Genomic DNA, 26,052 nt, shown 5'->3' on the forward strand with positions numbered 1-26,052 from the left:
CAACTTGAAGATTACTGTTTTTTTGTGTGGTGTCTATTTTTAAGTGATTAACGGATGACCGCGTGGACAAATTCAGAAATTTCAGTTTTTTGTTTTTCTGAAATATTCGCTTTAGCTGGCACAAGCCCGTGTAAAAATAAATTGTGTTTTGAGATTGTCATTTTTTGATCGTTTAAAATTCGGACGAGGCCTTTTTTGATGGATAAAACACCACCGGATGTCCCAAAAATAACAACTTCACGAATCTTTTCAGAATCAAGATTTTCTGCAAAATGTTTTAATTCTTTATCTAAAGAGGCCATGTGAATCGCACCGCCTAGAAATAATTTTTGGATCGGATAGGTCAAAGGCGTGTCCACCGGTTCAGCCGTGACGCCCAGTTGTTTGGCGATCATTTCCGCCATTTTTTTAGTATTACCAGTTTTGGAACAATAACGAACTGCATTCATAGTAAAGCCCCCATTATAATTAATACACCCCTATTATAGATCTGTTTTTTAAAAATAAAAAAATTAATTTAAAAAAACCCTTGCCTTGAAGTTCAGACAAAGGTTTAAGATGAATCTCGTTGATAAGTTAACAACGTAGCTTAAATTAAGGCGGGATCAATTATGAAAAAGATGAAAAAATATAAGAAGTATCGACGGCGTTTGGAACGCTTAATCATGATGGGCTAACCCTGACGAAATAATCAAAGGAGAAATTTAAATGAATTTATTAATTTTAGCGGCTAACGGCCAAATTGCAAGAATCGTAGAACACCGGATTTTAACAGAGGCACAATTTGACGATGTTCAGTTAACTTTAGTTTTAAGAAATAGCCAACGATTGGCTGATTTAAAAAATAATGAACGGGTGACTTTAGTTGAAGGTAGTATTACCGATGCCAAAGTTGTTAACGCGGCTATGAAGGGGCAAGATATGGTTTTTGTCGCAGTTGTAGATCATGTTAATGACAATGTGATGACGAAGGTTGCTTTAGCGGCAATGGCTGAAAATAGGGTTAAACGGATTATTTCTACGAATATTTTAGGTATTTATAATGAAGTACCTGGTGAATTTGGCCGCTGGAATTTAGAAGCGGTTGCCAGCAATTTACAGACAGCAATTAACGCTGATAAGTTATTGGCCGCAAGTGGGGTAGACTATACGACGTTACGCTTACCTTGGTTAAATGATCGAGATGAAGTGAAGTATGCGGTAACTACAAAAGACCAACCTTATTTGGGCGTTTCTGGCTCTCGGCAAAGTGTGGCAGATGTTGTTTTGAAGATTGTTGCTGACCCAAGTTATGGGCTTAAAGATAGTTTGGGCATGGCTGATCCAGCAACCCAAGGCGAGGATCGCCCCGTTTATTAATTGAGGGATGGTTAAGTTGGAAATTACAGAAGTTGCTAAACAATATGATATCCCCACGGATACTTTGCGCCGCTGGGAACGAATTGGCTTAATCCCACCGGTAACGAAGACCGCTTCAGGCTTAAGAAATTATACGGCTGCAGATTTGAGTTGGGTACGTTATGCTAAAACGTTATTAGCGGCCCATTTACCTGAAGATTTCTTAATAGAATATGTCACGTTAGCCCAATTAGGTGCCAAAGCAAAACCTGCTAGAAGTGCCTTTTTAAAAGCCCAATTAGCTGAAATCCAAACAACTTGCACCCAGTTAACCACGATCATGACCGACATGGAAACTAGTCTGGATAAAACGAATGGGGTATAATGGGTTCAATTTCAAAAGCGAAGCAAAAGGCGGGGGTATAAATTGAATATTGCACAGGCCAGTGAAAAATTTGACGTTACAAAAGAGACCTTACGTTACTGGGAACGTTTGAATTTATTGCCCGAAATTCCTAGAAATGACAGCGGCTATCGGGACTATGGTGAACAGGAGCTAAACTGGATTTTTTTTATTAAAGCCATGCGTCAAGCCGGGATGTCTATAGAGTCGTTGGTGGAGTTTATTGCGTTATATCGACAAAATATGGATACCCGTGAGGCTCAAAAAACATTACTCGTGGAACAACGGGATAAACTAGAGGCTCAAAAAGCAGAAATTGAGAAAACATTAAATTATTTAAACTTTAAATTGGATAATTTTGAAAGCCATGTTTTAAATTACGAAAATGAGAAACTATATTATAAAACAGATGCGGAACTGAATTCGGAGACGTAAAGTAGCTGGACATGATCCTCAAAAAGCGGTTAACTCAAAAATTAATTTTGGGCTAACCGCTTTTTTGTGCCAATTTCGGGCATCGGATCGTGTATGATAAAGGTATTAGATCTATTTCGCAGACAATTATCCGGAGGGTTGATGATGATTACAAAACACCGTTCTTTTTTATCCAGTAATGGCCGTCACCGCATTCAGGCATTGATTTGGGAACCTCAAGACACACCGGTTGGTATTTTACAGATTAATTATGGGATGGCGGAATACGCCAAACGTTATCAAGACGTCGCCCAGTTCTTTACAGCACAAGGGTTTATCGTCGCCTGCCACGATCACTTAGGCCATGGTCAAACCGTCCGCAGTGTTAAAGAATTTGGTTATTTCGGGCCAGAAGGCAAGCAAGCTTTAGTTGAAGACAGCCACTTATGGACGATGGCCTTGCAACAAGCTTATCCAAAACTGCCGTTGTACCTTTTAGGTCATTCCATGGGGTCTTTGATCACAGAGCAATATTTACAGAAATATTGGTATGACACCAATGGCACAATTTTGATGGGGACAGTGTATCAGCCTAAGATTTTGCCAGCATTAATGCCAGAAATTCGATTACGGGCTAAACTTCAAGGGAAGCGGCCGGATTATTTATTAAATGCGTTAGCTTTTGGTCCCTATAATCTAAAGTTTGATCATCGGGAATTTTTCTCATGGCTCAGCAGTGATCCGGCAGCTGTGGCCCGCTACAAGGCGGATCCGTTATTAGGCTTTACCTTTACAACCAACGGCTTTGAAACGTTATTTGAACTTGTTTTAGCCCAAGAAACCAATCAGTGGACTCAAAATTTACCAGCAGCTTATCCGATTTTAGTAACCAGTGGTGCCCAAGATCCAGTAGGGGATTTTGGCCGGCAGCCGGCAAAATTAGTCGCGGCTTTACAAAACAAAGGCTTAGAAAAAGTCACCAAAAAAGAGTGGCCTGCCTTACGACATGAACCACTCTTTGAAGTTGATACAGCAGCTGTAGAAGCCTACTTAGCACATTGGTTATGGCAACAGCTAGAGCAGGGATCTGTGTGATTTTTCCATAATATACCTGCTAAGCCAAAGCCCATTATTAAGATAAGCACAAGGTTGATTAGCCCAAAATCTAAAGTTGTTAGATGTAAGCCTTCGCGAATAAACGTGGCTGGAATAATGGTTAACCGTTGGGCGCCAACAACCACAATACCGATGATAACAGCTAAAGCAGGACTTAACACAAGCTGCCAAATTTTGAAAGGCCGGCAGCGTTTGCGAAAAATTAAGCTGGTTATCAGACTGAGCAAAATAAAACTGCCAAAGAAAATATAACCGATATTCATCCGCATTTGTAACCATGTACTATTAAAACATAAAGTAGCCAGTAATAACGCCCAGATGAAACTATTATAAATTAGGGTTAAATATTTCATGGCTATTTTTTGTTGGCTAACGCAAAGGTAACTTTAACTTTAGTACCGTCTTTAGGTAAGACTTTTTTGTTGCCTCTGAATTCAGCGACTTTGTTTTGGGTCGTGCCTGTTGGCCAAGCAGCATCACTAACGATCCCGGTAGCGCAGCTGTCTAAGCATAAAGTACAACCGGTATTATTTTTCTTAGCACTGGCTAAGTTACCGCTGAAACGGAAATCAGCAGTGTATTTTTTAGTAGATTTAACAATCTTTTGGAATGGAATGGCTTTTTGACCTTTCCATTTGATCGTAACGTCTAATTTAGAGCCTTTTGTTGATTTACCATCTTTGGCGCCAGCCTTCATATCGTCAGCGGTTAAGTTATTACCAGGTTTAGCCCCAATTTTAACTAAAGCATGATAAAAATCTTTTTCATCAGCTAAACCACGTAAAATGGCTTTTTCACCATTAGAGCCACCTTTATAAACGATACCGTGACGGGTAGGTTCCGTGAAATATGTACCATTTACTTCAGCGGTCATAGTCACTGTTTTGGCCTTTTTGTTAACGACAATATCGCTATTTTTAGTAGCAGCCTGTACAGATTGACTGTTTAAAGCGCTGAATGTAAATAAAGCTGCGGCGGCGAAAATAAAAGCGTGTATTTTTTTGAATTTCATGATGATTCTTCCCCCAAATAAAATGAATTATGAATTTGTTTTTTGTTGACGATCCGTATAAATTTTCCGGAATAAAACGATTAAAGCTGAAAGGGCAAATAAAATTAATAGCGCAGTTACAAATAATTTCGCCCCACCTGTCAGCATGCCGCCGACATAAGAATAGATGATGGTTGCAGGTAATTGGCCCAAACCAGTGGCAATTAAAAAGCTACCAAAAGACATTGCGGTTAATCCAGCGGCATAGCTCACGATGTCAAAAGAAATAAACGGCAATAACCGGGCAATCAAAATACTTTGTTGGCCATATTTGTCAAAGAAGTTGTCAATTTGGGCTAAGCCGCTTTTGCTTGTTAATTTCTCAACAGCATCCCGACCTAACACATGGGCAATTCCAAAACAAACGGCTGCACCGGCCATCGCACTTGTCCAAGAAAGCAAAGCGCCTTGCCACCAGCCAAATAAGTTCGCATTGGCAAACGTGATCAAAAATGCCGGTAATGGTGCTGCAACGGATTGGAAAATCATTAGTAAAAAGGATACTAAAACCGCATAAGCGCCATAAGAGGCAACAAACTGCCGAATGACCGTGAAATCACCAGTGGCAAACATTTTAACAATTGTATTGACCTGTTGATTGACCGCTGGCACTAAGAAATACAGCAAGACCAATAAGAGGATTAACCCCACTAAAATCCATCTGGACCATGCATGCTTCTTTTTTGTTGTTTCAGTCATCAAAAAACCTCCTTTCCTATAAAGTTGTCCCACACCTACCTGAGATTTGCGGACAAATCTCGCCCTGTACAAACTGATTCGTTAAGGATATCACAAATCAAAAATTTAAAACTAATAAAATATTTTATATAGTTTTGGAATAATTGAAAACATCAATTATAAGCTTATATATCAACGTTTTTCAAGTATTCAAATTTGAAATAACCCTTGACTAAAAGTTATTTAATATATAAAATTATAATAACAAAATAAAAACATTTTGTCCAAAAAAATTTAATTTGTATACTCAGTTACAAAGTTTGGCGGACTGAAGATAGAAAGTAGCGGATCAAATGCAATATTCTAAGAAAACCACCGATCTGGCCGCAGAGATCGTCACCCAGTGTACGGCGTGTGGCCGCTGTATGAAAGATTGTTTGTTTTTACAAAATAATTGTGAGACGCCCAAAGCCTTTTTTGAAAAGGTTGTTCAAGGACAAGAAATTGAATCGGTTGTCCCGTATTCTTGTCTGTTATGTGGCCATTGCCAATTTGTCTGCCCGCAAAAATTACAGTTAGATGCTGCTTTTTTGAGTATGCGGCAAGATTTGATGGCGCAGCAGAAACAATTACCTTTAAAAGCGTTAAAAGGTGTTTTATTTCATCAGAAGTTTTCGACAAGTGCACTATTCACAACGGTTAAGAAAAGTGGGGATAAAAAATGACTTATGGCTTTATGGCAGGATGTTCGTTGAGTTCTTCTAAACCACAGCGTGTGGGGGATGCAATTAATTATTTACAGCAGTTCTATCCAGATTTGGCGGTAATTCAGGCTTGTTGCGGCCGGCCAACACGGATGATTGGGCAAGAAGAGAAATTTCAAGAACGCTTTGGTAATTTAACACAAATGATCAAAGGTGCTGGTGTGGATGAATTGATCGTGGCGTGCCAAGGGTGTCTGCGGACGATGCGGGATGAAGACCGCTTTATGACAAGCTCCTTATGGGTAAAGATGGCGGAATTAGGGTTACCCACCCAATGTTTGAATAAGGCTAAAGACAGTGAGGTTGTTTTTTCGATTCAAGATTCTTGTCCGACCAGTCAAATGACCGAGATTCATGAGGCGGTGGTTTATCTGTTAAAGCAGCTGGGCTATGGGGTAGCTAAGAGTCGTTTATCTGGTCAAAATACGCTGTGCTGCGGTATGGGGGGCATGTGTGGGGTTTCTAACCCAAACTTAAGTCATGATGTTGCCCAACAGCGGGTACAGAGTTTTAAGACGGATTATATTGTGACTTATTGTGCCAGTTGTGCTTTTGCCATGGGTGTCGGTGGCGGCAAGGCGTGGCATTTATTAGATTTAATTTTTGGGGACGTGGTGCAGTTAGGGGATACGCCCACCCCTTCAGCATTAGGTAATCCAGTTAAGGCTTGGGCCAATCGTTATCAGACAAAACGTGTGATTCAGAAGTCATAATCATAGCTTGTTTATAATTCCTAGTTTATACTTATAATATCTAAATTTAGATAATAAAATTATTTATTTAGGGGTTAAAATAATGATGCGATCAATGCGCTGGCTACCCATTTTAGGGCTACTTTTTTTGAGCAGTTTACTGTTAGATCGGCCACAATCAGTGAATGCTGAAAGTGTAGAAATAACACCAATATTTCCAATGTCACAGCAAGAAAATAGTTCAGAAAACTGGAATTTAGTATTAGCACCTGACCAAACCGAAGTGATTCAAGCCCGCCTTAAAAATAATACGGCGGAAACCTACCGGGTCACTGCTAAAATCTCAAATCCGAATACAAGGGTGGCCGGTTCTGAATCACTACAGGCCGCAGCCAAACTACTGGATCAAACGCCCACGATGCCTTCTATGATCACGGGTAAACCAAAGCAAACGCTGACGATCAAGCCGAATGCTACTAAAGTGCTTACCTTTACGCTAAAAATGCCCTCGACACCAGTCGTTGGCCAGATTGCTGGTAAAATCAACTTTAAATCTGTGTTAGTTGCTCAAAATACAGAGTTAACAAGTCAAGGCTCAGAAGGGCTGGAATTGCCGATCATTGTTCAAAATGACCGCAATGCAGTTACCCCTAACTTGAAAATAAAAATGCCTTTTCCTAAGACATTAAACAACAAAGCAGGCATTGCCATTCCGATCGCAAATCATAGCGGTGCCTTATTAGAAGATGTTCAAGCAAAAATCACGGTTCAAGAACGTAACGGAACTGCCAAAACTACGACACAGCACTTTAGTATTTATCCCCATGTTATTTCAACCTTATGGCTGCCCAAACAAGATTTACAACCGGGTGAGTATAAGGTTAAGGTGCGTTTATCTAGTGCAGATTATCAAACTGACCGGACAACCAACTTAACTGTTAAGCGCATCCTATCTAGTCAGATGAAACAAAAACAAGTCCGCCAGCAGAAGCGAAACTTGCATCGCCTACTGGGTATTGGTTTACTTGGCGCAATGGTCATTGTCGTGCTCTTCTTTATAAGTCGCTATCGACAAACTCATAAGCGAGGTTAATGATGATTCTTGAACTGACACACTTATCAAAGACTTTTGGAGCGCAAAAGATTTTAGACGATCTTAATTACCAGATTGAAACGCCTGAAATTCTTGCGCTAGTTGCGCCTAATGGTACTGGGAAGACAACGTTATTAAATATCATTGCGAATTTAGAGCCTTGGGATACAGGTCAAATTGAGATTTTAGATAAAACGAATAAGCAATACCAGATCTTTAAAGAAATGACCTATATGCAAGATAGCACCGTCTTATTTCCTCAGCAGACCGGCTTGGATCATATTCGCCTCATTCAAAGTAGTTATCAGCTAAGCACACAACAAGTAAATAGGATCATTGATCGAGTTGGGATTCGCAATTTTTTAAAGAAGCAAGTCAAGCACTATTCTATGGGGATGAAACAATTATTGTTGTTCACCTTAGCGATTTTGCCACAGCCTAAATTAATTCTGTTAGACGAACCGCTGAATGGGCTAGATCCTCGGGCTATTAATCTTGTTCGAGAAATTCTGTTGGATTATCACCAACAGGGGACAACGATTATCTTCTCATCCCATAATTTGGACGAAATTGATCGGCTTACAGATAATGTTGTTTTTTTGGCCCACGGCAAATTGGTCAAACCAAAAGAGGACACTTTAACAGCGAAGGCGTATACAGTTGTTTTAAACGATAGTGCTGTTTTAAAGACTTTAGTGCCTGTTGCAGCACTCACAATTCTTACCGAGCACAAAGCTATTTTGAATGTAACGCCCGCTAGGTTTGAAGATTTAATCAAAAAATTAGCTGGTACCCCAAATGAAATTTTGGATACCAGCGTTAAAAAATTAAATACCGAACAAATTTATTTTCAATTGTTTAAGAATAATCGTATCCACTAAGTAAACCGATAACGTGTCTCTAAAAGGTGCGCGACGGCACTTAAACCTAAGGCAAAGCTTAAATCGACTAAAAAGGCCAAGCCAATTATTTGGGGATAGTGCATCCAAGGCTGCAGATGATTATAAAAAGATAATTGGACGAATGGAACCAGCAGAGTTTGCCAACTGCTGGTTTTTTGTAGGCCAAAAAAGATGGGTACAAATAGGACAGCACTACAGAGCAACACGGTTGTAAAACGATCTTTCATTAGATTACTGATCAAGCGCAGACAGCTGCTGCCCACCAGTAATAGGCCAATTGCCAAAATCAGCGCACCGAGTAAGAAGTGGCCCACCGTTAACACATGTCCTGCCTTAAAAGCTAATGGATATTGCCAATAACCTAATTTATGGCTGCTGATTCCAGCAATCACACTTGCGAGTAGCCCCAATAAAAGAAGTTCGCTGCCAATAATTGAAGTCAGTAGTTTGTGTTTTGCATTAAAAATTCGTTTGCGTGGCTTGGGCAGGGTATACAGCAATTTTAAGGTACCTTGCTCATAGTCTCGAGCAAAAATAGGAAAACCTTGTAAAATCAATAGCCCAATCAATAGCCATAAAAGATTACTTTGCCACAAATAGACATGAAACATCAAAATACTAGGTTTTTCATAATGCGTAATCGGTGGCAGTTTTTTTTGCTGCAGGTACTGATCTCGAGCAATATTAAACTTTATCTCCGCTTGGGTGTAGTTTGCATTACTGAGACCAAGTTGTTGTTGCCGACGTTCATTTTTAAAATACTGCAGTCTAGCCTTAACTAGCCTTGTCGAAGGCTTTGTTTTTAATGCGGTATAATAATTATTCAAAACCACTCGACTTGTCTTAAGCTGCTGTTTTTGTTGTGCGTTAAGCTGATTTGACGAGGTCGTTGATTCTAAATCATTATTAATCTGTGTATATTCTGCCTTAAGCTGTTGTTTTGTTTGTTGTAATTTAACCTGTGCTTGATAATCAAAATAGCTATATGCACCAAAAATTAGGCCAATACAAAGACCTAAAAATAACCAATGCCACCAGCTTTTTGTCCATTGCTGCCATTCCCAAAACATGATATAACCCCTTAATTGATTCGATTTGTCCGTGTTAACCAAGTGCAATTTAAGATTAATAAGATTGCAATTGTCCCGCCTAACACAGCGCTTGCTTGGAGAAAACCGCCGAAATATTGCAAGTCGTAATTACCCACATTTCCAATGGTAGAGCCATTATAATAATTTAAGTTTTGGATCAGTGCTGTAATCATCGTCCGGGGATGATCTGGTAGGGTGTTAAATTCAGTAATACTAATAAAAAATTGTGCGATGTAGTCCGTTCCGAATAGAACACGGCTGGCTTGTAAGTAGCTACTGGGCAGCCACTGTAATATAAAACGGGGGCACAGTCCCGGTAGATAACTGAGCAGTGTGATCAGAAATACCAAACTATAGCTCAATAATAAAGTACCTAAACGTAAAATCGAATCGGTTAAAGCATGTAGGCTAATTAAAACGAGCCGTACAAATAAATAAATTACCAAGCAACCCATTAAAAATAAGAAAGCACTACTTAGAGTAACTAACGTTGCTGGTATTATTGTAAATTCATGATGAAACTGTGCTAGTATCGGATAAGTTCCGGGTAGCCTTTGACCTAAACCGGTGCTTAAGCCCCAAGCAAAGCCCAAACAGATGAATAATAACAGACAAACATCTATGAAGAACACTATGGTTTGGCTTAAGAAGACTTGTCGTCTAGTTAATGGCAAAGCTGTCAAAAAGTAACATCGGTGACTTGTTAAATCATAAAAAGTTTCGATAAAAATCATGCTGACCAATAGAACAAGCCCTGCCAAAGACGTTAAAAGCGGTAATAAGCTAATTACAAAGGTCCAATTTCCAGTACCATAGCGAATAGAACTCAGGGGTAAGTTTTGTTTAAGCAATTGCGCATCCAGTTTTTTTCTATTGGCCATTGCGCGTTGAACGACAATTGGGCCAAAACGGTCGTCCATGTGAAGCTGTTCGCCGCTATTGCTCAAAACAGCCCCGTTATTTACGCCATAAGCTTCATTGCTTCCGAGGTTTGCACTAATAGCATCTAGTTGGACGAAGGCACGTTCATCGCCTTGTTTTGCTCGATTTTGTGCCTGCATGAATGGCTTTAGTCCTGAGCGCTTTATGGCTTTTTCATTTTCATAAAGCAGTTTCATAGAAGACGTATTGTACCTTATGGCCATTATTTGTTGTGATTGTTCAACGTTTTGCTGCTGTTTGAAGATAAAAAAAGTTACGCTGATCAAGCCTAATAGTAAACCTAGCATTACATAACGCCGCTTTGAACGCCAGTGTGCTTTGAAAATGAAGCCACATAAATGCTTCATTATTCACCTCCAATTAAATAATCTATCTTTATATACATAAAGATAGATTATTTTTGGTTATAATTCAATTAAATGATGATGGATCGCATATTGAATGAGTTCCGCACGATTTTTAGTTTTGAGTTTCTTCATAATATTTGCCTTGTGCGCTTCAACGGTTTTGACAGAGATGAAGAGTTGCTGTGCGATTTCTTTATTAGAGTAACCTAAGGCAACTAGTGGCAAAACCTCTTTTTCACGGTTGGACAAGTTATTATATTCTTTTAAATTCAAATCCGTCTCACCAACGCTATTGATAGCTTCGGCGGATTCTTCAGATAGCCGAATATTTTGGTCTAAGTAAGTCTCATCGGCACTGACTTTGGCTAGACCAGTTAATAATTCAGCATCTGGAGAGCTTTTTAAAATATAAGCGTTCGCACCGTTTTGTAATGCTTGACGGATGTATTCTTCTTCTTCATGCATTGATAAAATAATAATTTTGACTTTAGGAAAATGTTCGTGAATGCGTTTAGTTGTAATTAGACCACTTTCACCTGGTGGCATGGATAGATCCATGACTAGGATATCAATGGCGTTTTGTTCGACTTTCATATAGGTTTGATTGCCGTCAGCGGCTTGGTCTACAACGGTAAAATCTGGTTGTTGGTTGATTAAAAAAGATAGACCATTCCGCACGATGGCATGATCATCAGCGATTAAAACATTATACAAGTTAACCAGCCTCCAAATGGGCGGAGATAATTGGAAATTCTACTTTAACAGTGGTTCCTTCTCCAATTTTGGAGTCCAGCGTAAAGACACCATTTAATGCTTTTACCCGTTCATTCATGTTTAATAAACCTAATGAGCGGCCATTAGGTTGACCCATTTTTTCAATATCAAAGCCTTTGCCGGAGTCAATGACTTCTAAAGAGATACGCTTGTTATGGGTCAAAAGTAAGAGTGTGATTTCGTCCGTGTCGGCGTGTTTGATGGCATTGCTCATTGCTTCTTGGGCAATGCGGTAAACAACGATAGCGACGTCGTTAGGGATGGTTACCTCTGGACTTAATCGGTTGATAAACGTAATTTGGATACCGGTATTTTCCTGCAGGCGCTGAATCAGCGTCTTTAAGGCAGGGACCAGCCCTAAGTCGTCTAGTGCAGAAGGGCGCAGATCTAAAGCCATCCCTTTAACTTCATTCAGTACTTCCCGCAGCTGTACTTGCAAGAGGTCGCCTTGTTTGGCAAAATCTGCTTTGCTGGCGGTGCTTTGTTCTGAAATTAGGCGGCTAATGCCCATAATCGCCGTAAAGATGCCTTGTGCAATCGAGTCATGTAAGTCTTCAGAAATTTGTTTGCGTTCGTCTTCGTGGGCGCGGTTAACATATTGGACTAAGGACTTTTGAATGGATAGTTGGTCCATTCGTTGTTGGGCATCCATGCTTTTAAGAATAATAGAGTAGACGTTTTCGGAAGTTGAGAGTCGGCGATAGACGAGTGAAAATGAGAGTGGCGTGTCGGTATCACTGTTTAAAGTGATTGGGATAGTAATATCTGTCAGCTGATTTTTAATGACGCAGTCAAAGCATTCATCTGACTCAGTATTATCCCGTTTTATATGTGAAAAAACGATTTGTTTCAAATAATTGATGTCAATATCTGAACGCTCAATTAAATTTTCCGCTAAATCGTTCATGATCAAAAGTTGATCATCTTGAAAAATCAGCATGGCGTCGCTGGCGTGGCTGAAGTTTTCCATGATCCAATTGGATACTTCAAGCATAACGATTCCCCCTTTGGTACGTTTTGCCTTTGGACTAAGCTAGAGAATAAGTTAAACCGCACAAAAACAGCTCTAGGGTCAAAAAGCGAGATAGGGCTTATTTTGTGCGGTTATTTAGTGTGTTTGTTTTAAACGCGTTCAGAAGTACTGACAATTTACATAACTACGGCTTACTCACAAGCCAAGTGCGGGCTTATTTCGTAAGTCTAGGTTATGCGCATTGTCAAACCGTACTTCTTCACGCTCTAAACGCGTTCAGGGTCACTGACTTTTCACATAACTACAAATTACTTGTAAGCCAAGTGCAGGCTTCCGGCGTAATTTTAGGTTATGCTCAAAGTCACCCGTGCCCCTTCACGCTCTGTTTCTTATTCTCTTTTTTAGGCCCTTCTTAGATAATACCGCAAAATGGCTACGGTTTCATGAGAAACCGGTGAGCCGTTTCGGTAGCCAGCCATGAGAACGCCTGTTACGGCGCGGCTTTGAGGGTCTATTATGGGGATTGCGGCGGCTGAATTTAATTTTTCAACAACGGTAATGGGGGTGTACATTAAGTTTTGCGATTTGTCATTAAGGGCGTTGTCAAAGAAGGGTTCGCCGGTGCGTAAGACTAAACCGGCGATGCCTAGGCCGTTACGTAAGACGATGCGGCGGTAGCGTTGCGTAATGTTGCCTCGGACGTAACGCCATTTGATTTGTTCCAGGCTATCGGCACTTTTTAGGGCGATGCCAACAAAGTCGAAGTTAGATTTTTGATAGATTGTTTGAACGAGGGTTTCGTAAGCGATTTTATCTGCTGGTCCTACCATGATGGTTACCTCTTTTCTACGGACACGAGCTGAAAGGGGACGCACAGTATACGAGCAGTCTTGGCGGTCAGTCATAGTCAACTTTGATTTTTGCGGCTAGCTCAGGGTCCACAAAACGTTGATAATGACGGTAGTCGGTGGCGATGCGCTGGATCTGTTGGTCTAATTGATCGATGGCATTTTCCTGCTCTAAAGTATGGGGTGCTTCTTCCAATTGGTGAATTTGGTTTTCCATGAGGGTGCGCCGGATGCTGAGATCACTTAAGGCAATTTGTAATAAACGTTGGAAATCACCGGTGGTCATCTGGGCTTGGTCGATTGGGTTAGTCATTTTGACCACTCCTTTGGTTGTAATTAGTAAATTGGGGTTGATAATTTGACGCCAGAACAAACGGTTGACAGCCACAAGCTTCAGTCAAAAAAATGCGAACTCGGCGCTGACCAGTATTGAGATAGTGTTCGACTGCGTTTTCATTAGTTTCAAAATGGGCAATCGTCTGGTGACTGCGTTGGTCGACTACTGGATAACAAGGCTGTTTTAACAATTGGTTTAAGGTGGCGGTTTCTAATTTAGGATAATCGGTGGGGACCATCAAAAAATCAGTGGTTGTTTTTAAATAGTGACAGGTGGCATAAATCCCGCTTAAAGGGCCTTGGTCAACAAACGGTGCTTGGTCCGCTAAAACAGTAGTTGCGTTATCATTAGCGAACAGTTTCGTAATTGCACTTTGATTATGGTGATTGACGCTGACAAAAATCTGAGAAACTAGCGGTGCTAGAATTAAAGCCATTTGCTGAACTTGCGGTAAAGCTTTTGGGGTTGGGCGGTATAAGGCTTTGTCAGTGCCAAAGCGCCGAGAATGGCCACCGGCTAAAATTAGGCCGATTGGTTTATTGGGCGTCATAGATGAAATGCCCACTTTTACCACCCATTTTTTCAACTAAGTGGCAGTCGTTCAAGACCATCCCTCGATCCATGGCTTTACACATATCATAGATGGTCAGTAGCGCCGTTTGGCAGCCGATTAAAGCTTCCATTTCTACACCGGTGACATTTTTAGTTTTGACTGTGACATCAGCAGTGATGGTATCTTGGTCGTTATCACTGAAATGAATATCCACACCGGTTAACGGAATTAAATGGCACATAGGAATCAGGTCGCTGGTTTTTTTAGCGGCCATAATCCCGGCCACTTGAGCCACGGCTAAAACATCGCCTTTTTTGATTTGACCGGCATGAATCCGTGCCAAAGTTTCAGGATGCATGGTAATTTTGCCGGTGGCTGTTGCTTGGCGGAAAGTGGTGTTTTTTTCAGTGACATCCACCATTTTAGCCCGATCTTGGTCATTAAAATGGGTGAGTTGGTCTTCAGACATAAAGGAACCTCATTTCTTGAATTTAAGTGTCAGCCAAGTTTCGAACCAGGCTTGGCGTTTAGCAGCGGTGGAAAAATCTAAGATTTGATCCTTAACTTTTTCAGGCCAGAGCGTGGCTTGGTAGTCAAGATGAGTCACAGTAAAGTCCGTTAATTTATCCGTTGATCGTAATAAAACAAGTTTTGGATAATCCGCGGTCTTAAAGCCCTCCACTAAGATTAAATCTGTATCCGTGTCCGTGTAAGTCGCAATCATCGCGGGTAGATTCAACTGGGCCGGCTGTTGTTTACGGACAAAAACTTCATGATCTGAGCGTAAAATAATTTGCGCAACGCCCGTTTGCCGAAAACGATGGGTATCTGTACGCTGCTGATCTAAATCCGCATCATTATGGGCATTATGTTTAAAAATAGCTGTTTTTAAATTTAACTGCTGTGCGGCAATTAAGAAATCCGTCAAAACAGTGGTCTTACCACATTTTTTGTAGCCTATGACCTGTAGGGTAAGTGCCATACTTCAACCTCGCTCATGGTTTCGATCGGTTTTTCACTGCCAGGGATCTTGAATAAACAAGTGGCTAAACCAAGATTACCTAAAGCGCCAGATTGATCACTACCAATTAATTGGACATAAGTTTTGCCGTCCGCAACGCGATAAGTACCCCGTAAAATGCGATCATAACTATTGGTCACATGGTATGGTTTTTCAATAATACCCGTACTATGGGTCACATGACTTGTATCGTGGGCTAAGCGGCGTAATAACGGTTCGGTATAAAGGTAAAAACCGGTAAAGCATGCACCGGGATTACCTGATAGTGCCAAGATAGGTGTATCTTTATAGATAAACGCAGTCGTTACACTGCCAGGGCGCATTTTAAGTTTGTTAAAAATCAATTTTTGGGATGCTTTAGCAGCCATGGCTAAGAAGTCATAATCACCAACGGAAACGCCACCGGTAGTTAAGATTAAATCACAGCTAGCCACAAGTTCATCCAGCTGGTCTAATAGCAATTGATAATCATCTACAATTTGCCGAGTTGCGACTACTTCACCGCCGCTTTCCACAACTAAACCGGCTAATAAAGCCCCGTTACTATTGTAAATTTTACCGGGTTCTAAAGGCTGTCCCGGTGCTAAAACTTCAGTACCCGTACTAATAATGCCAACTTTTGGAGTGGCATAAACGGCAATTTCAGTGATACCAAAGGCGGATAGTAAGCTTAAATAACCAGGGTTTAAGACGGTTCCAGCCTCAATCAGTGGGGCATCTTTATGATATTCAACGCCGATTTCGACAATGTTAGAGCCTTTAGCCGTTTCGGTTAATTGAATTTGATCTTTTGCATCAGCAACAGGGCGACTTTGTTCTAACATAATCACTTTGCCAGTATTGTCGGGTACCGCTGCACCGGTCATAATCCGAACGGTTTCATTTTCACCGAGGGGCTGATCGTAAACGGCGCCGGCTGGGACTTCAGACATCACTTTGAAGTTTTTGGGGAAATCATGGTCATCTTCAGCACGGATAGCGTAACCATCATATTTAGAACGACGGAAATTTGGAAAATCATAAGGGACTTTAAACGTTTCAGCTAAGACCCGTTGATTGGCGTTTAAAACGGAGATTGTTTCCGTGTGATAGCTTAAAGGGATGGCGTCAATTTTTGCTTTGGCTTCATCGATAGTAATCGCAGTACGTTGGTCTAACATATGTAATAACCTACTTTCATTTTGTACGTTCTTTGAAGAGATGGTGCAATTCTGGCAAAATAATTTGATTCATAGCTAATTCATTGGCTTTCTTAGAGCCGGGTAAAATAAAGCAGAGCTGCTGGCGCACGGTAAAACCGGCTTCGGCCCGTGAAGCCATGGCATGGGTACCGATATCGTTATAGCTTAACTGCCGGAATAATTCACCAAATCCGGGGATGGTATCAGTGAGTAAAGGGGTTAAAGCTTGAAAAGTCACATCCCGCTGGGCAATGCCGGTACCGCCGTTTGTCAAAATTAGGCTAATTTCAGGCATTAATGCCAACTCGGTAAACGCGTGTTGGATTTCCAAAACGTCATCTTTCACAATACGCCGGGCTTTAGCAGAGAAATCGGTATGGCTTTCTAATAAAGCTTGTAATAAGTTACCGCTTTCGTCATTTTCTAAAGTACGGGTGTCACTAACTGTTAGAATTGCTGCTTTGGGCATGCTTTTTTGCCTCCTGTGTTTGCTGTAATCGTTGCGTTAAGGTGTCATAAATTGTTAAAGCACTTGTTTTGTCTGGGGCATCATAGATGAATAGTTTGTGGTTCTTAAAATAGGTTAGATTTAAATCTTGCCAAACAAATTGTACACACAATGGGTTGGCGGTGAAGGTTATTTTTTGAGCCGTTAAAAATTGTTTCATAGTCGTTAAGTTCAATGAAGCATCTAAATAAATACTATAAACATTTGTACCGCAGAGGACTTTCATCGTATTTTGATAATCTTCGGTAATTTGAGTAGTGGGTTGACTGCAGGCTTTACAATTTGGATTTTTTAAAACTGTAAATTTCTGCTGAGTCATCCGCCAATTATCAATCGTGATTAGTTGGTTAAAAGCCACTTCTTTTTTGGCGGTTAAGTATTTCAAAGCTAAGGAAACTTGCAGACCGCTGACCAGTGGAATTAAGGCTGTGTTTACACCTAATAGATCACAGTCCGTTTTTTTCAAAGCTTCTATATTTGGAAATAGGCAGTGCAGACAAGGCCCGTTTTTTGGATCTACTGCCATGACGTTACCGCTGACACCAGCGCAAGAACCAAAGATGAAATCAAAGTTATATTTCAAGGCCAATTGATTCAATAAATCCCGAACTTGAAAGTTGTCCGTACAGTCAATTGCCAAATCAAAGGCGGGCAAATCTTGGAAGCGGCTTTCAGATAGTTCATAAGGATGAACCGTAACGGCAACCTCGGAATTGATAGCAGCCAAGGCTTTTTGAACTGCTTCTACTTTAAAAGTATCTGAAGCAGCATCGGCTTCGGTGAATAAGGTCTGCCGCTGTAAATTAGTGAGACTGACAATATCTGGATCGAAGATTTCAAGTGCCCCCACCCCGGCACGGGCTAATAATTCTGCGCAGTAGCTGCCTAAAGCACCGGCTCCAATTAAAAGGACACGGGCTTGGCGAATATTGGTTTGGCCGTTTTGACCGATTTGCTTAACGCGCATTTGGCGGTCATAGCGGGCTAGGCTGTCTAAGTTTGTGTTTGTGTTCATAACAAATACCCCGTTTAGCTCAATTTAGGCTTTTCCCTAATCGAAGTATAGCACCTCCAATGCTATCTTAGTATTAGGGAAAAGGCTAACAAGGTTCAAAAAATAACGCCGTGACTACTAAATTAAGTGATTATTGTATTGATATAACGGCGTTTATGACAAGTTAAATTATGAACAAAATTTTTGTTAGCTTAACTATTGCAGCAGTCGTTAAACAAAGGAGTTGAGACTATGAAACAAGCCCGGTTTTTCAAACGCGTTGAGAAGTTTAATGGGAACTTCACCCAATTAGAAGAAGATTCTCGGCGCTGGGAAAAGTTATACCGGCGGCGTTGGAGCCATGATAAAGTGGTCCGGACAACCCATGGCGTCAATTGTACAGGTTCTTGTAGTTGGAATGTTTATGTTAAAGAAGGCATTATTACTTGGGAGCATCAAGCGACAGATTATCCATCTTGTGGCCCTGATTTTCCAGAATTTGAACCTCGAGGCTGTCCACGAGGGGCCAGTTTTTCGTGGTATGAATATAGCCCTGTACGGATCAAGTATCCTTACATAAGAGGGAAACTTTGGCAGCTATGGACGAAAGCCAAAGTTGAAAATCCTGAAGATCTAGTCGCTGCTTGGGCGAGCATCGTCGAAGATGAACAAAAAACAAAGCTTTACAAGTCCGCTCGTGGGCAAGGGGGCTTAGTTCGTGTGCATTGGGATGAAGCTGTCGAGCTGATTTCCGTTATGACATTATATACCATCAAAAAATATGGCCCCGATCGACTGGTAGGTTTTTCACCAATTCCAGCCATGTCGATGATCAGTTACGCTTCTGGCGCCCGTTTCCTATCCTTGTTAGGTGGCGAAGTCTTAAGCTTTTATGACTGGTATGCGGATTTACCACCTGCTTCACCACAAGTTTGGGGCGAACAGACGGATGTTCCAGAATCCAGCGATTGGTATAACAGTCAATACATCATTATGTGGGGCTCTAACGTTCCATTGACGCGGACACCAGATGCCCACTTTATGACTGAAGCCCGTTATAAAGGGGCTAAAGTTGTTGCTGTCAGCCCGGATTATGCTGAAAACGTTAAATTTGCCGATAACTGGTTAGCACCACATCCCGGCACTGATGCGGCTTTAGCTCAAGGGATGACTTATACAATCTTGGACAAATTCTATCTACAAAAACAAACGCCAAGATTCATCAATTATACGAAGCAATATACCGACCTACCTTTCTTAGTCTTGTTAGATCAAAGTGACGCCGATGAAACCCACTATACTTCCGGACGGTTCTTACGAATTAGTGATATTAGTGATGAACCAGTGGCTAATGGCGACTGGAAGACTTGTGTGGTCGATGAAAATCGCCATGAAATTGTGGTGCCTAACGGGACGATTGGTCAGCGTTGGGAAGATAATGTCGATTGGAACTTAGTGTTAAAAGATAAAGATGGTCAAGTGGTTAATCCTAAATTAGGGATTGATGAAGATGAAGTCGTTACCATTGATTTTCCTTACTTTGATGAAGCCGGCAATAAAGCTTTAGCCAGACATATTAAGGCACGCTGGGTTGATTTCAAAGACGGCAGCAAGCATCTTGTAACAACGGTTTACGACCTAATGCTCAGTCAATATGGCTTGCCGCAACAAGCGAATGATAATTTAGCAGCGAAAGGCCCAGAAGATGCCACTAGTCCATATAGTCCAGCTTGGCAAGAAACGGTCACCGGTGTGAAACAAAGTATCTGTGTGCAAATCGCCGAAGAATTCGCTCAAAATGCCATTGATAGTAACGGTAAATCCATGGTAATCATGGGCGCCGGGATCAATCACTGGTTTAATAGTGACATGAACTACCGGACTGTCATCAATCTAACCTTACTAACTGGCTGTGAAGGCTTCTCTGGCGGTGGCTGGGCCCATTATGTCGGACAAGAAAAACTACGGCCGCAAGAAGGTTGGGCAACGGTAGCCTTTGCCAACGATTGGCAAAAAGGCGGCGCTCGCCAGCAAAACGGGACTTCTTTCTGGTACTTTGCCAGCGATCAGTGGAAATATGATGAATTAGATAACGTGGGCTTAAAGTCACCAGTCAAAAAATCAGCGCATGCCTATGATCATCCCGCAGACTATAATCAATTGGCCGTTCGTTTAGGCTGGTTGCCAAGTTATCCGCAGTTTAATCGGAGCTCTTTAGATTTTGTCAAAGATTATCAAACAAAAGACTTGGATGAAATCAAAGCTAAAGTAGTGTCTGAATTAAAACAAGGGAAGCTACAGTTTGCAGTAGAAGATCCCGATGCTAAAATCAACGCACCAAAAGGGCTATTTATTTGGCGCTCTAATTTATTTACCTCTTCTGGTAAAGGCCAAGAATACTTTATGAAACATCTATTAGGTGCTGAAAACGGCTTGTTGGCTAAAACCAATGACCGCTTCAAACCTGAAGACATGGTTTGGCATGACGATCCAGTGGAAGGTAAATTAGACTTAGTGGTTGATTTAGACTTCCGGATGGTTTCAACACCAATGTATTCCGATATTGTTTTACCAGCAGCAACTTGGTATGAAAAAGAAGACTTATCCAGTACCGATATGCATCCATTCATTCACCCCTTCAATGCAGCCATTGCGCCATTGTGGGAAGCTAAGAGTGACTGGGATATCTTTAAGAAAATTGCTAAAAAGTTCAGTACATTAGCACAAACTTACTTGCCAGAAGTGCAATATGATTTGAAGACACAACCGCTAGGCCATGATTCGCCAGCTGAAATTGCCCAACCGATGGGTCAAATTAAAGACTGGAAAAAAGGTGAAATCGAAGCAATTCCAGGTAAGACGATGCCAAATATGAGTCTAATTCCTAGAGATTACACTCAAATCTATGCGAAATATATTGCGTTAGGGCCTAATGCCGGTGGTAAAGTCGGCGCAGATGGCTTGAGCTATTCTGTTGCAGATCAATATGATGAATTAAAACAAGTCAATCGGACTTATCTTGACCCAGCCGTAGTAAATCATGGCTGTCCAAAGATAGACCAGGCTAAAAAAGCTGCCGATGCCATTTTGACCTTATCCAGTACTTCAAATGGGGCAGTGGCTAAAAAAGCTTGGGAAAATGAAACCGAACATACCGGAATTGACCTTCATGAAATCGCCGCTGGCCGTGTTGAAGAAAAAATGACTTTTGACAGCATTACAGCGCAACCAAGAGAAGCGATTCCAACACCAATCTTCTCCAGTTCTAAGCACAACGGGGAACGTTATTCACCATTCACGGTTAATATTGAATATCTTGTCCCATTTAGAACGTTAACCGGACGGCAACAGTTGTATTTGGATCACGAAATTTTCCAAGAATACGGAGAACAGCTGGCCACTTATAAACCAACCCTACCACCGCAAGTTATGGGGCCAGAAGACACAATTGTGCCGGATGCTAAAGAAATCACGTTGCGTTATATGACGCCTCATGGTAAGTGGAATATTCATACAACTTATCAAGATAACTTGGAAATGCTGACCTTATTTAGAGGTGGGCCGAATGTTTGGCTATCTATTGAAGACGCGCAAAAATTAGGGATTAAAGATAACGACTGGGTTGAACTTTATAACCGTAACGGGGTTGTTACCGCTAGAGCCGTTGTCAGCCATCGGATGCCAAAAGGGACAATGTATATGTACCATGCGCAAGATATGGACATTCAAGAACCGTTATCTCAGATTACTGGTAATCGTGGCGGGAGTCATAATGCCCCAACCCAAATTCACGTGAAACCAACCCAAATGGTAGGGGGCTATGCCCAATTAAGTTATGGCTTCAACTATTATGGCCCAATCGGCAATCAACGGGACTTATATGTAAACGTCCGGAAATTAGAGAAGGTGGATTGGCATGAAAATTAAAGCACAAATTTCAATGGTGCTGAACTTAGACAAGTGTATTGGCTGTCATACTTGTTCAGTAACCTGTAAAAATACATGGACCAATCGTCCCGGCGCTGAGTATATGTGGTTTAACAATGTGGAAACCAAACCCGGTGTCGGCTACCCTAAAGGCTGGGAAGACGAAGATCATTATCGTGGCGGCTGGCACTTAAATCAAAAAGGACACTTAGAATTAGTAGCCGGTAGCAAGTTAAACAAAATTGCACTAGGCAAAATTTTCTATAATCCAGATATGCCGGAATTAGATGATTACTATGAACCTTGGACTTATGACTATCAAACGTTATTTAGTCCCGAAAAGAAACATCAGCCGGTTGCCCGGGCAAAGTCACAATTGACTGGTCAGCCAATGGATCTAAAATGGGGGCCAAACTGGGATGATGATTTGGCGGGTTCCAGTGAAACGATGCAAGACGATCCAAACATTAAAAAAATTCAAACTGAGATTAAAACAAACTTTGAAGATGCCTTCATGATGTATTTACCAAGACTTTGCGAACATTGTTTAAATGCACCTTGTGTTTCTTCTTGTCCTAGTGGCGCGATGTACAAACGGGATGAAGATGGCATTGTTTTAGTAGATCAAGAAAAATGTCGGGGCTGGCGTTTTTGCATGACCGGCTGCCCTTACAAAAAGGTTTATTTCAACTGGAAAACAAACAAAGCTGAAAAATGTACTTTTTGTTATCCAAGAATTGAAGAAGGGTTACCAACGGTTTGTTCTGAAACCTGTGTTGGCCGGATCCGTTATATCGGCGTCATCTTATATGATGCTGATAAAGTTCGGTCCGCTGCTGAAGAACCTGACGAACAAAAGCTTTACGAACGGCAATTAGAGGTCTTCTTAGATCCCAATGATCCAGAAGTCGTTGCCGCTGCTCAAGAAGCTGGTATTCATGACGACATGATTGAAGCCGCTCAAAATAGTCCAATTTATAAGATGGCTGTAGAAGAAAAAATTGCTTTCCCACTGCATCCAGAATATCGGACAATGCCAATGGTTTGGTACGTACCACCACTATCTCCAATTATGAATTACTTTGAAGGCAAAGATTCCATTCACAATCCAGAAATGATTTTCCCAGCCATTGATGAAATGCGGATTCCCGTAGATTATTTAGCTAGCCTTTTGACAGGTGGGAATACGACTGTTGTCAAAGCAGCCCTTTACAAATTAGCCATGATGCGGCTATACATGCGGGCTAAAACCGCAGGCAAAGACTTTGATGAAAGCAAATTAGATCGGGTGAACTTAACCGCTGATCGGGCCACAGCACTTTATCGCTTGTTGGCAATTGCTAAATATCAAGACCGCTTTGTCATTCCAAAATCTCATAAAGAATATGCTGAAGACACCTTTAGTGAACAAGGTACAGTAGGTTATGAATCTTGTGACGGCTGCGGTTTAGCTGGTGATCGTCAAGATCGATTTGGTAAGAAACAACCACAAAAGACATCTGAAGAAATCTATGCAGAAAGTTTTTATGGGGGGATCTGGCGTGATTGATTTGAAGCAATTAGATCAAAGTCGACGTAATTTTTATTATTTGTCGCATTTGATCGACTATCCGCAACCAGAGCTGCAAAGTGCCGGATTTTTAGAAAATTTCGAAAAAGAGTACGATGAAAATTCACCTTATAAAGCACAAGTTGCAGCGATTATCACCGAATTTCAAGCACAGTCTTTTGAAAGCTTGACGCAAACTTACAGTAACTACTTTGAAATGAATAAACGATTCACCTTGTACATGACATTTTATCGTTTTGAAGATTCCAGAGAGCGGGGCGAAATTTTAGCCAAATTAAAAATGCTTTATGAAATGTTTGGCGTCGCCGCTTCTGATCAAGAATTGACAGATTATTTACCGTTAATGCTAGAATTTTTAGCTTATGGTGATTGGCAAGATGAGACCCAAGATCGGGTCAAAGATTTGACCTTACTTTTTTCAGTTGTTGAAGATGGCACCTATAAACTATTGGAGAATGGGGCAATTTATCAAGATCAAGCCTACTTTAAGCTTTTAAAAATAATTCGTGCAGAATTAGGTAAATGTGTGACAAAACAACAAATTAGTCAAGCGGAGGTGAGATAATGGCACATCCAGTGCAATGGTTCATTTGGACGGTTTATCCGTATTTGATGTTAGGCTCCTTTATTTTTGGCACGATTATTCGTTTTGCCTTTTATCCAGCATCAGTCACGGCGAAATCCAGTGAACTTCTAGAAAAAAGACGGTTGATGCGGGGGAGTATCTTCTTTCATGTCGGCATCATAATGGTTTTCTTTGGACATATTGTAGGGATTTTTATTCCGAAAGTATGGACAGATGCTCTAGGTATTCCGAACGAGGTTTATCACATGTTTGCCCTAGTTGCAGGGGGTCTTGGGGGATTAGCGGCTTTGATCGGCATGCTGATTTTGACCTACCGGCGCTTCAGTGACGTTCGGGTGCATATGACCAGTACCCTTAGCGATTTGATTGTGAACGTCTCATTATTAATCATCATTATTTTAGGGCTATCCGCAACCTTTATCGTCAGCGCAACCCAACCAGAATTTAATTACCGAGAAAACTTATCAATCTGGGGTCGACAACTATTTTATTTCAGACCCAATTATTTATTGATGCTTAACGTGCCACTATTGTTTAAAGCCCATGTTTTCTTCGGCCTAGCCATCTTTGGCTTCTTCCCATATACACGATTAGTCCACGCCTTTGCCTTACCAATTCGTTACATCAAACGGCGCTATCTCGTATATCGGAAACGCCCACAATTATAAATCAGAGCGCGAACCAACATGGGTGATTTCGCAATATAACCTAGACTTGGCAGGTAGTCGCTTGCGACTAGCAACAAGGCGTAGTTATATGTAGAAATCAGTGTTGGTGAGCGCGTTTAAATCAGAGCGCGAACTAGAGCGGGAAAGCCTCGAGCACTAACCTAGAATTATGAAATAAGCGCACTTCGCTTATGAATAATTCGTAGTTAGGTGAGAGCTTTGCTCTTTTGGAACGCGTTTCAAAAACAAAAAAGACCAGTCAATTTTATACCGATTACAACAAATTAGACTAAAATCTAATGGTATCGGTATAGCTTTGACTGGCCTTTTTGTATCAACTTGGTTATGCAAAATTTCCGGGTGGAGCATAAATTAAGGCGTAAATCGCATGAATTATCAAGTTTCACACCAAAAATTTATTTTTTTATAATAAAAATATTTTTGATCATGAATATGAAAACACTAATAAAGCCGGGCTTTTTTTGAAAGAAAAAAATAAAAATTTAGCAGACTGAAAAAATTTGGTCAATTAGGGAAATAACTGATAGCAATTCTCATCTATTATGGCATAATAGAGTTAGTATTTTGTGAATTATTTAGCTTTTTAAGAGGAGGTGGTCCTTTGGCTATTATTGATTTAATACAGGGACCGATCAATGTAGAGGCACTTAACAAACAACTTGTTGATCCTAAGTATGGCGGCATTGTCACTTTTGTAGGCACAGTGCGCCAGTGGACAGATGGGATTCAAACAGAGTCGATTAATTATACGGCTTATGAAGAAATGGCCCTAAAGCAAATGCATGAACTCGCACAAACCGTTGAAGATACTGGTAGCCGTGTGATCATGGTCCACCGGTTAGGACATTTGGAATTAACAGATGCGGCGGTTTATGTCGGTGTTGCTTCTGAACATCGAAGCACGGCTTTTGGCCAATGCCAAATGTTAATGGATCAAATCAAATATAAAGTTCCAATTTGGAAAGAAGAAATTGATACCGATAAAGTACGTTGGGGAGGGATTCAGGATGATAAGCATTAAGCTGTTTGCCTACTTAGCAGAGATCGTTGATTTAGACGAGATCAAAGTTGAGATTGCCGAAACAGAAGTCACACCAGTGGTCATCAAGGCCCAAGTTGCGGCGGCTTATCCCGTATTAAAGGATTACCTTAAAACCGTACGTTTTGCGGTCGATCAAGTTTTTGTAGAAGATGACTTAATGATCAATGTTCAAGAACACCATGAATACGCACTGATTCCACCAGTAAGTGGGGGTTAAG

General features: G+C 41.0%; 30 protein-coding genes. 14 read left to right on the forward strand and 16 right to left on the reverse strand.

The window, feature by feature from the left end; translation table 11 throughout:
• Positions 1-47: 47 nt before the first annotated feature.
• The gene (locus EKM93_RS06905; RefSeq protein ID WP_125714363.1) at positions 48-449 is read right to left on the reverse strand and encodes a flavodoxin family protein; all 402 of its coding nucleotides are present in this window, start codon (positions 447-449) and stop codon (positions 48-50) included.
• Positions 450-708: 259 nt separating this feature from the next.
• Here EKM93_RS06905 and EKM93_RS06910 point away from each other — a divergent pair, with 259 nt between their 5' ends.
• The 4 genes from EKM93_RS06910 to EKM93_RS06925 all read left to right on the forward strand — a co-directional run bounded on the left by EKM93_RS06910 (position 709) and on the right by EKM93_RS06925 (position 3,250).
• Entirely contained in the window at positions 709-1,359 is a 651-nt protein-coding gene (locus EKM93_RS06910) for an NAD(P)H-binding protein (protein ID WP_125714364.1), read from the forward strand.
• Positions 1,360-1,375: 16 nt separating this feature from the next.
• Positions 1,376-1,723, forward strand: a complete 348-nt coding sequence (locus EKM93_RS06915; RefSeq protein ID WP_164507020.1) for a MerR family transcriptional regulator — start codon at positions 1,376-1,378, stop codon at positions 1,721-1,723.
• 42 nt (positions 1,724-1,765) lie between these two features.
• Complete coding sequence (locus EKM93_RS06920) at positions 1,766-2,176, forward strand: MerR family transcriptional regulator (protein ID WP_125714368.1); 411 nt, start codon at positions 1,766-1,768, stop codon at positions 2,174-2,176.
• A 144-nt stretch (positions 2,177-2,320) separates the two neighbouring features.
• The gene (locus EKM93_RS06925) at positions 2,321-3,250 is read left to right on the forward strand and encodes an alpha/beta fold hydrolase (RefSeq protein ID WP_164507021.1); all 930 of its coding nucleotides are present in this window, start codon (positions 2,321-2,323) and stop codon (positions 3,248-3,250) included.
• Here the strand turns inward: EKM93_RS06925 and EKM93_RS06930 are convergent.
• From EKM93_RS06930 to EKM93_RS06940, 3 genes are read right to left on the reverse strand one after another with little or no spacing between them, the layout of a single operon-like run.
• The gene (locus tag EKM93_RS06930) at positions 3,202-3,624 is read right to left on the reverse strand and encodes a hypothetical protein (protein WP_125714372.1); all 423 of its coding nucleotides are present in this window, start codon (positions 3,622-3,624) and stop codon (positions 3,202-3,204) included. The two genes, EKM93_RS06925 and EKM93_RS06930, sit on opposite strands and share 49 nt — an antisense overlap.
• Positions 3,625-3,626: 2 nt before the next feature.
• Positions 3,627-4,283, reverse strand: a complete 657-nt coding sequence (locus EKM93_RS06935; protein WP_125714374.1) for a YdjY domain-containing protein — start codon at positions 4,281-4,283, stop codon at positions 3,627-3,629.
• Between the two features lie 27 nt (positions 4,284-4,310).
• Complete coding sequence (locus EKM93_RS06940; protein ID WP_125714376.1) at positions 4,311-5,021, reverse strand: TVP38/TMEM64 family protein; 711 nt, start codon at positions 5,019-5,021, stop codon at positions 4,311-4,313.
• A gap of 332 nt (positions 5,022-5,353) precedes the next feature.
• Between EKM93_RS06940 and EKM93_RS06945 the strand changes: the two genes are divergently transcribed.
• From EKM93_RS06945 to EKM93_RS06960, 4 genes are all read left to right on the forward strand, one after another.
• On the forward strand, positions 5,354-5,725 hold the full coding sequence (locus tag EKM93_RS06945) for a 4Fe-4S dicluster domain-containing protein (protein ID WP_125714378.1): 372 nt from the start codon (positions 5,354-5,356) through the stop codon (positions 5,723-5,725).
• Between the two features lie 11 nt (positions 5,726-5,736).
• Positions 5,737-6,477 (forward strand): (Fe-S)-binding protein, encoded by a 741-nt coding sequence (locus tag EKM93_RS06950; protein WP_225423661.1) that lies wholly within the window; start codon positions 5,737-5,739, stop codon positions 6,475-6,477.
• Positions 6,478-6,559: 82 nt separating this feature from the next.
• Positions 6,560-7,549, forward strand: a complete 990-nt coding sequence (locus tag EKM93_RS06955; RefSeq protein ID WP_125714382.1) for a WxL protein peptidoglycan domain-containing protein — start codon at positions 6,560-6,562, stop codon at positions 7,547-7,549.
• Between the two features lie 2 nt (positions 7,550-7,551).
• Positions 7,552-8,430 (forward strand): ABC transporter ATP-binding protein, encoded by an 879-nt coding sequence (locus EKM93_RS06960; RefSeq protein WP_164507022.1) that lies wholly within the window; start codon positions 7,552-7,554, stop codon positions 8,428-8,430.
• Here the strand turns inward: EKM93_RS06960 and EKM93_RS06965 are convergent.
• The 12 genes from EKM93_RS06965 to EKM93_RS07020 form a co-directional block, all read right to left on the reverse strand.
• Entirely contained in the window at positions 8,427-9,521 is a 1,095-nt protein-coding gene (locus tag EKM93_RS06965; protein ID WP_125714386.1) for an ABC transporter permease subunit, read from the reverse strand. The genes EKM93_RS06960 and EKM93_RS06965 overlap by 4 nt on opposite strands.
• A gap of 11 nt (positions 9,522-9,532) precedes the next feature.
• Positions 9,533-10,831, reverse strand: a complete 1,299-nt coding sequence (locus EKM93_RS06970) for a hypothetical protein (RefSeq protein WP_125714388.1) — start codon at positions 10,829-10,831, stop codon at positions 9,533-9,535.
• A gap of 57 nt (positions 10,832-10,888) precedes the next feature.
• The gene (locus EKM93_RS06975; RefSeq protein WP_125714390.1) at positions 10,889-11,545 is read right to left on the reverse strand and encodes a response regulator; all 657 of its coding nucleotides are present in this window, start codon (positions 11,543-11,545) and stop codon (positions 10,889-10,891) included.
• A gap of 1 nt (position 11,546) precedes the next feature.
• Positions 11,547-12,599 (reverse strand): sensor histidine kinase, encoded by a 1,053-nt coding sequence (locus EKM93_RS06980; RefSeq protein WP_125714393.1) that lies wholly within the window; start codon positions 12,597-12,599, stop codon positions 11,547-11,549.
• A gap of 380 nt (positions 12,600-12,979) precedes the next feature.
• The gene (locus tag EKM93_RS06985; RefSeq protein ID WP_125714395.1) at positions 12,980-13,408 is read right to left on the reverse strand and encodes a GAF domain-containing protein; all 429 of its coding nucleotides are present in this window, start codon (positions 13,406-13,408) and stop codon (positions 12,980-12,982) included.
• Between the two features lie 67 nt (positions 13,409-13,475).
• Positions 13,476-13,739, reverse strand: coding sequence for a hypothetical protein (locus tag EKM93_RS06990; RefSeq protein ID WP_225423660.1), 264 nt, complete (start codon positions 13,737-13,739; stop codon positions 13,476-13,478).
• Entirely contained in the window at positions 13,732-14,328 is a 597-nt protein-coding gene (gene mobA, locus EKM93_RS06995; RefSeq protein ID WP_164507023.1) for a molybdenum cofactor guanylyltransferase, read from the reverse strand. Before mobA ends, EKM93_RS06990 begins: the two co-directional genes overlap by 8 nt.
• Positions 14,300-14,785 (reverse strand): cyclic pyranopterin monophosphate synthase MoaC, encoded by a 486-nt coding sequence (gene moaC / locus EKM93_RS13630; RefSeq protein ID WP_125714399.1) that lies wholly within the window; start codon positions 14,783-14,785, stop codon positions 14,300-14,302. Before moaC ends, mobA begins: the two co-directional genes overlap by 29 nt.
• 9 nt (positions 14,786-14,794) lie before the next feature.
• Entirely contained in the window at positions 14,795-15,298 is a 504-nt protein-coding gene (mobB, locus tag EKM93_RS13635) for a molybdopterin-guanine dinucleotide biosynthesis protein B (RefSeq protein ID WP_125714401.1), read from the reverse strand.
• Complete coding sequence (locus tag EKM93_RS07010; RefSeq protein WP_125714403.1) at positions 15,274-16,497, reverse strand: molybdopterin molybdotransferase MoeA; 1,224 nt, start codon at positions 16,495-16,497, stop codon at positions 15,274-15,276. Before EKM93_RS07010 ends, mobB begins: the two co-directional genes overlap by 25 nt.
• A gap of 16 nt (positions 16,498-16,513) precedes the next feature.
• Positions 16,514-16,987: a MogA/MoaB family molybdenum cofactor biosynthesis protein gene (locus EKM93_RS07015; protein ID WP_125714405.1), complete on the reverse strand. Its 474-nt coding sequence runs from the start codon at positions 16,985-16,987 to the stop codon at positions 16,514-16,516.
• On the reverse strand, positions 16,959-18,041 hold the full coding sequence (locus EKM93_RS07020; protein ID WP_125714407.1) for a HesA/MoeB/ThiF family protein: 1,083 nt from the start codon (positions 18,039-18,041) through the stop codon (positions 16,959-16,961). Before EKM93_RS07020 ends, EKM93_RS07015 begins: the two co-directional genes overlap by 29 nt.
• Before the next feature lie 231 nt (positions 18,042-18,272).
• Here EKM93_RS07020 and EKM93_RS07025 point away from each other — a divergent pair, with 231 nt between their 5' ends.
• From EKM93_RS07025 to EKM93_RS07050, 6 genes are all read left to right on the forward strand, one after another.
• Complete coding sequence (locus EKM93_RS07025; protein WP_125714409.1) at positions 18,273-21,947, forward strand: nitrate reductase subunit alpha; 3,675 nt, start codon at positions 18,273-18,275, stop codon at positions 21,945-21,947.
• Complete coding sequence (gene narH / locus EKM93_RS07030; protein WP_125714411.1) at positions 21,937-23,496, forward strand: nitrate reductase subunit beta; 1,560 nt, start codon at positions 21,937-21,939, stop codon at positions 23,494-23,496. The genes EKM93_RS07025 and narH overlap by 11 nt, the downstream gene beginning before the upstream one ends.
• Positions 23,489-24,082, forward strand: a complete 594-nt coding sequence (gene narJ / locus EKM93_RS07035; RefSeq protein ID WP_125714413.1) for a nitrate reductase molybdenum cofactor assembly chaperone — start codon at positions 23,489-23,491, stop codon at positions 24,080-24,082. Before narH ends, narJ begins: the two co-directional genes overlap by 8 nt.
• Positions 24,082-24,771: a respiratory nitrate reductase subunit gamma gene (narI, locus tag EKM93_RS07040; RefSeq protein ID WP_125714415.1), complete on the forward strand. Its 690-nt coding sequence runs from the start codon at positions 24,082-24,084 to the stop codon at positions 24,769-24,771. The genes narJ and narI overlap by 1 nt, the downstream gene beginning before the upstream one ends.
• 622 nt (positions 24,772-25,393) lie before the next feature.
• Entirely contained in the window at positions 25,394-25,813 is a 420-nt protein-coding gene (locus EKM93_RS07045) for a molybdenum cofactor biosynthesis protein MoaE (protein ID WP_125714417.1), read from the forward strand.
• Positions 25,800-26,051 (forward strand): MoaD/ThiS family protein, encoded by a 252-nt coding sequence (locus EKM93_RS07050; protein WP_125714419.1) that lies wholly within the window; start codon positions 25,800-25,802, stop codon positions 26,049-26,051. The genes EKM93_RS07045 and EKM93_RS07050 overlap by 14 nt, the downstream gene beginning before the upstream one ends.
• Position 26,052 lies beyond the last annotated feature (1 nt).

It is taken from the genome of Agrilactobacillus yilanensis, from assembly GCF_003946725.1.
GTDB lineage: Bacteria > Bacillota > Bacilli > Lactobacillales > Lactobacillaceae > Agrilactobacillus > Agrilactobacillus yilanensis.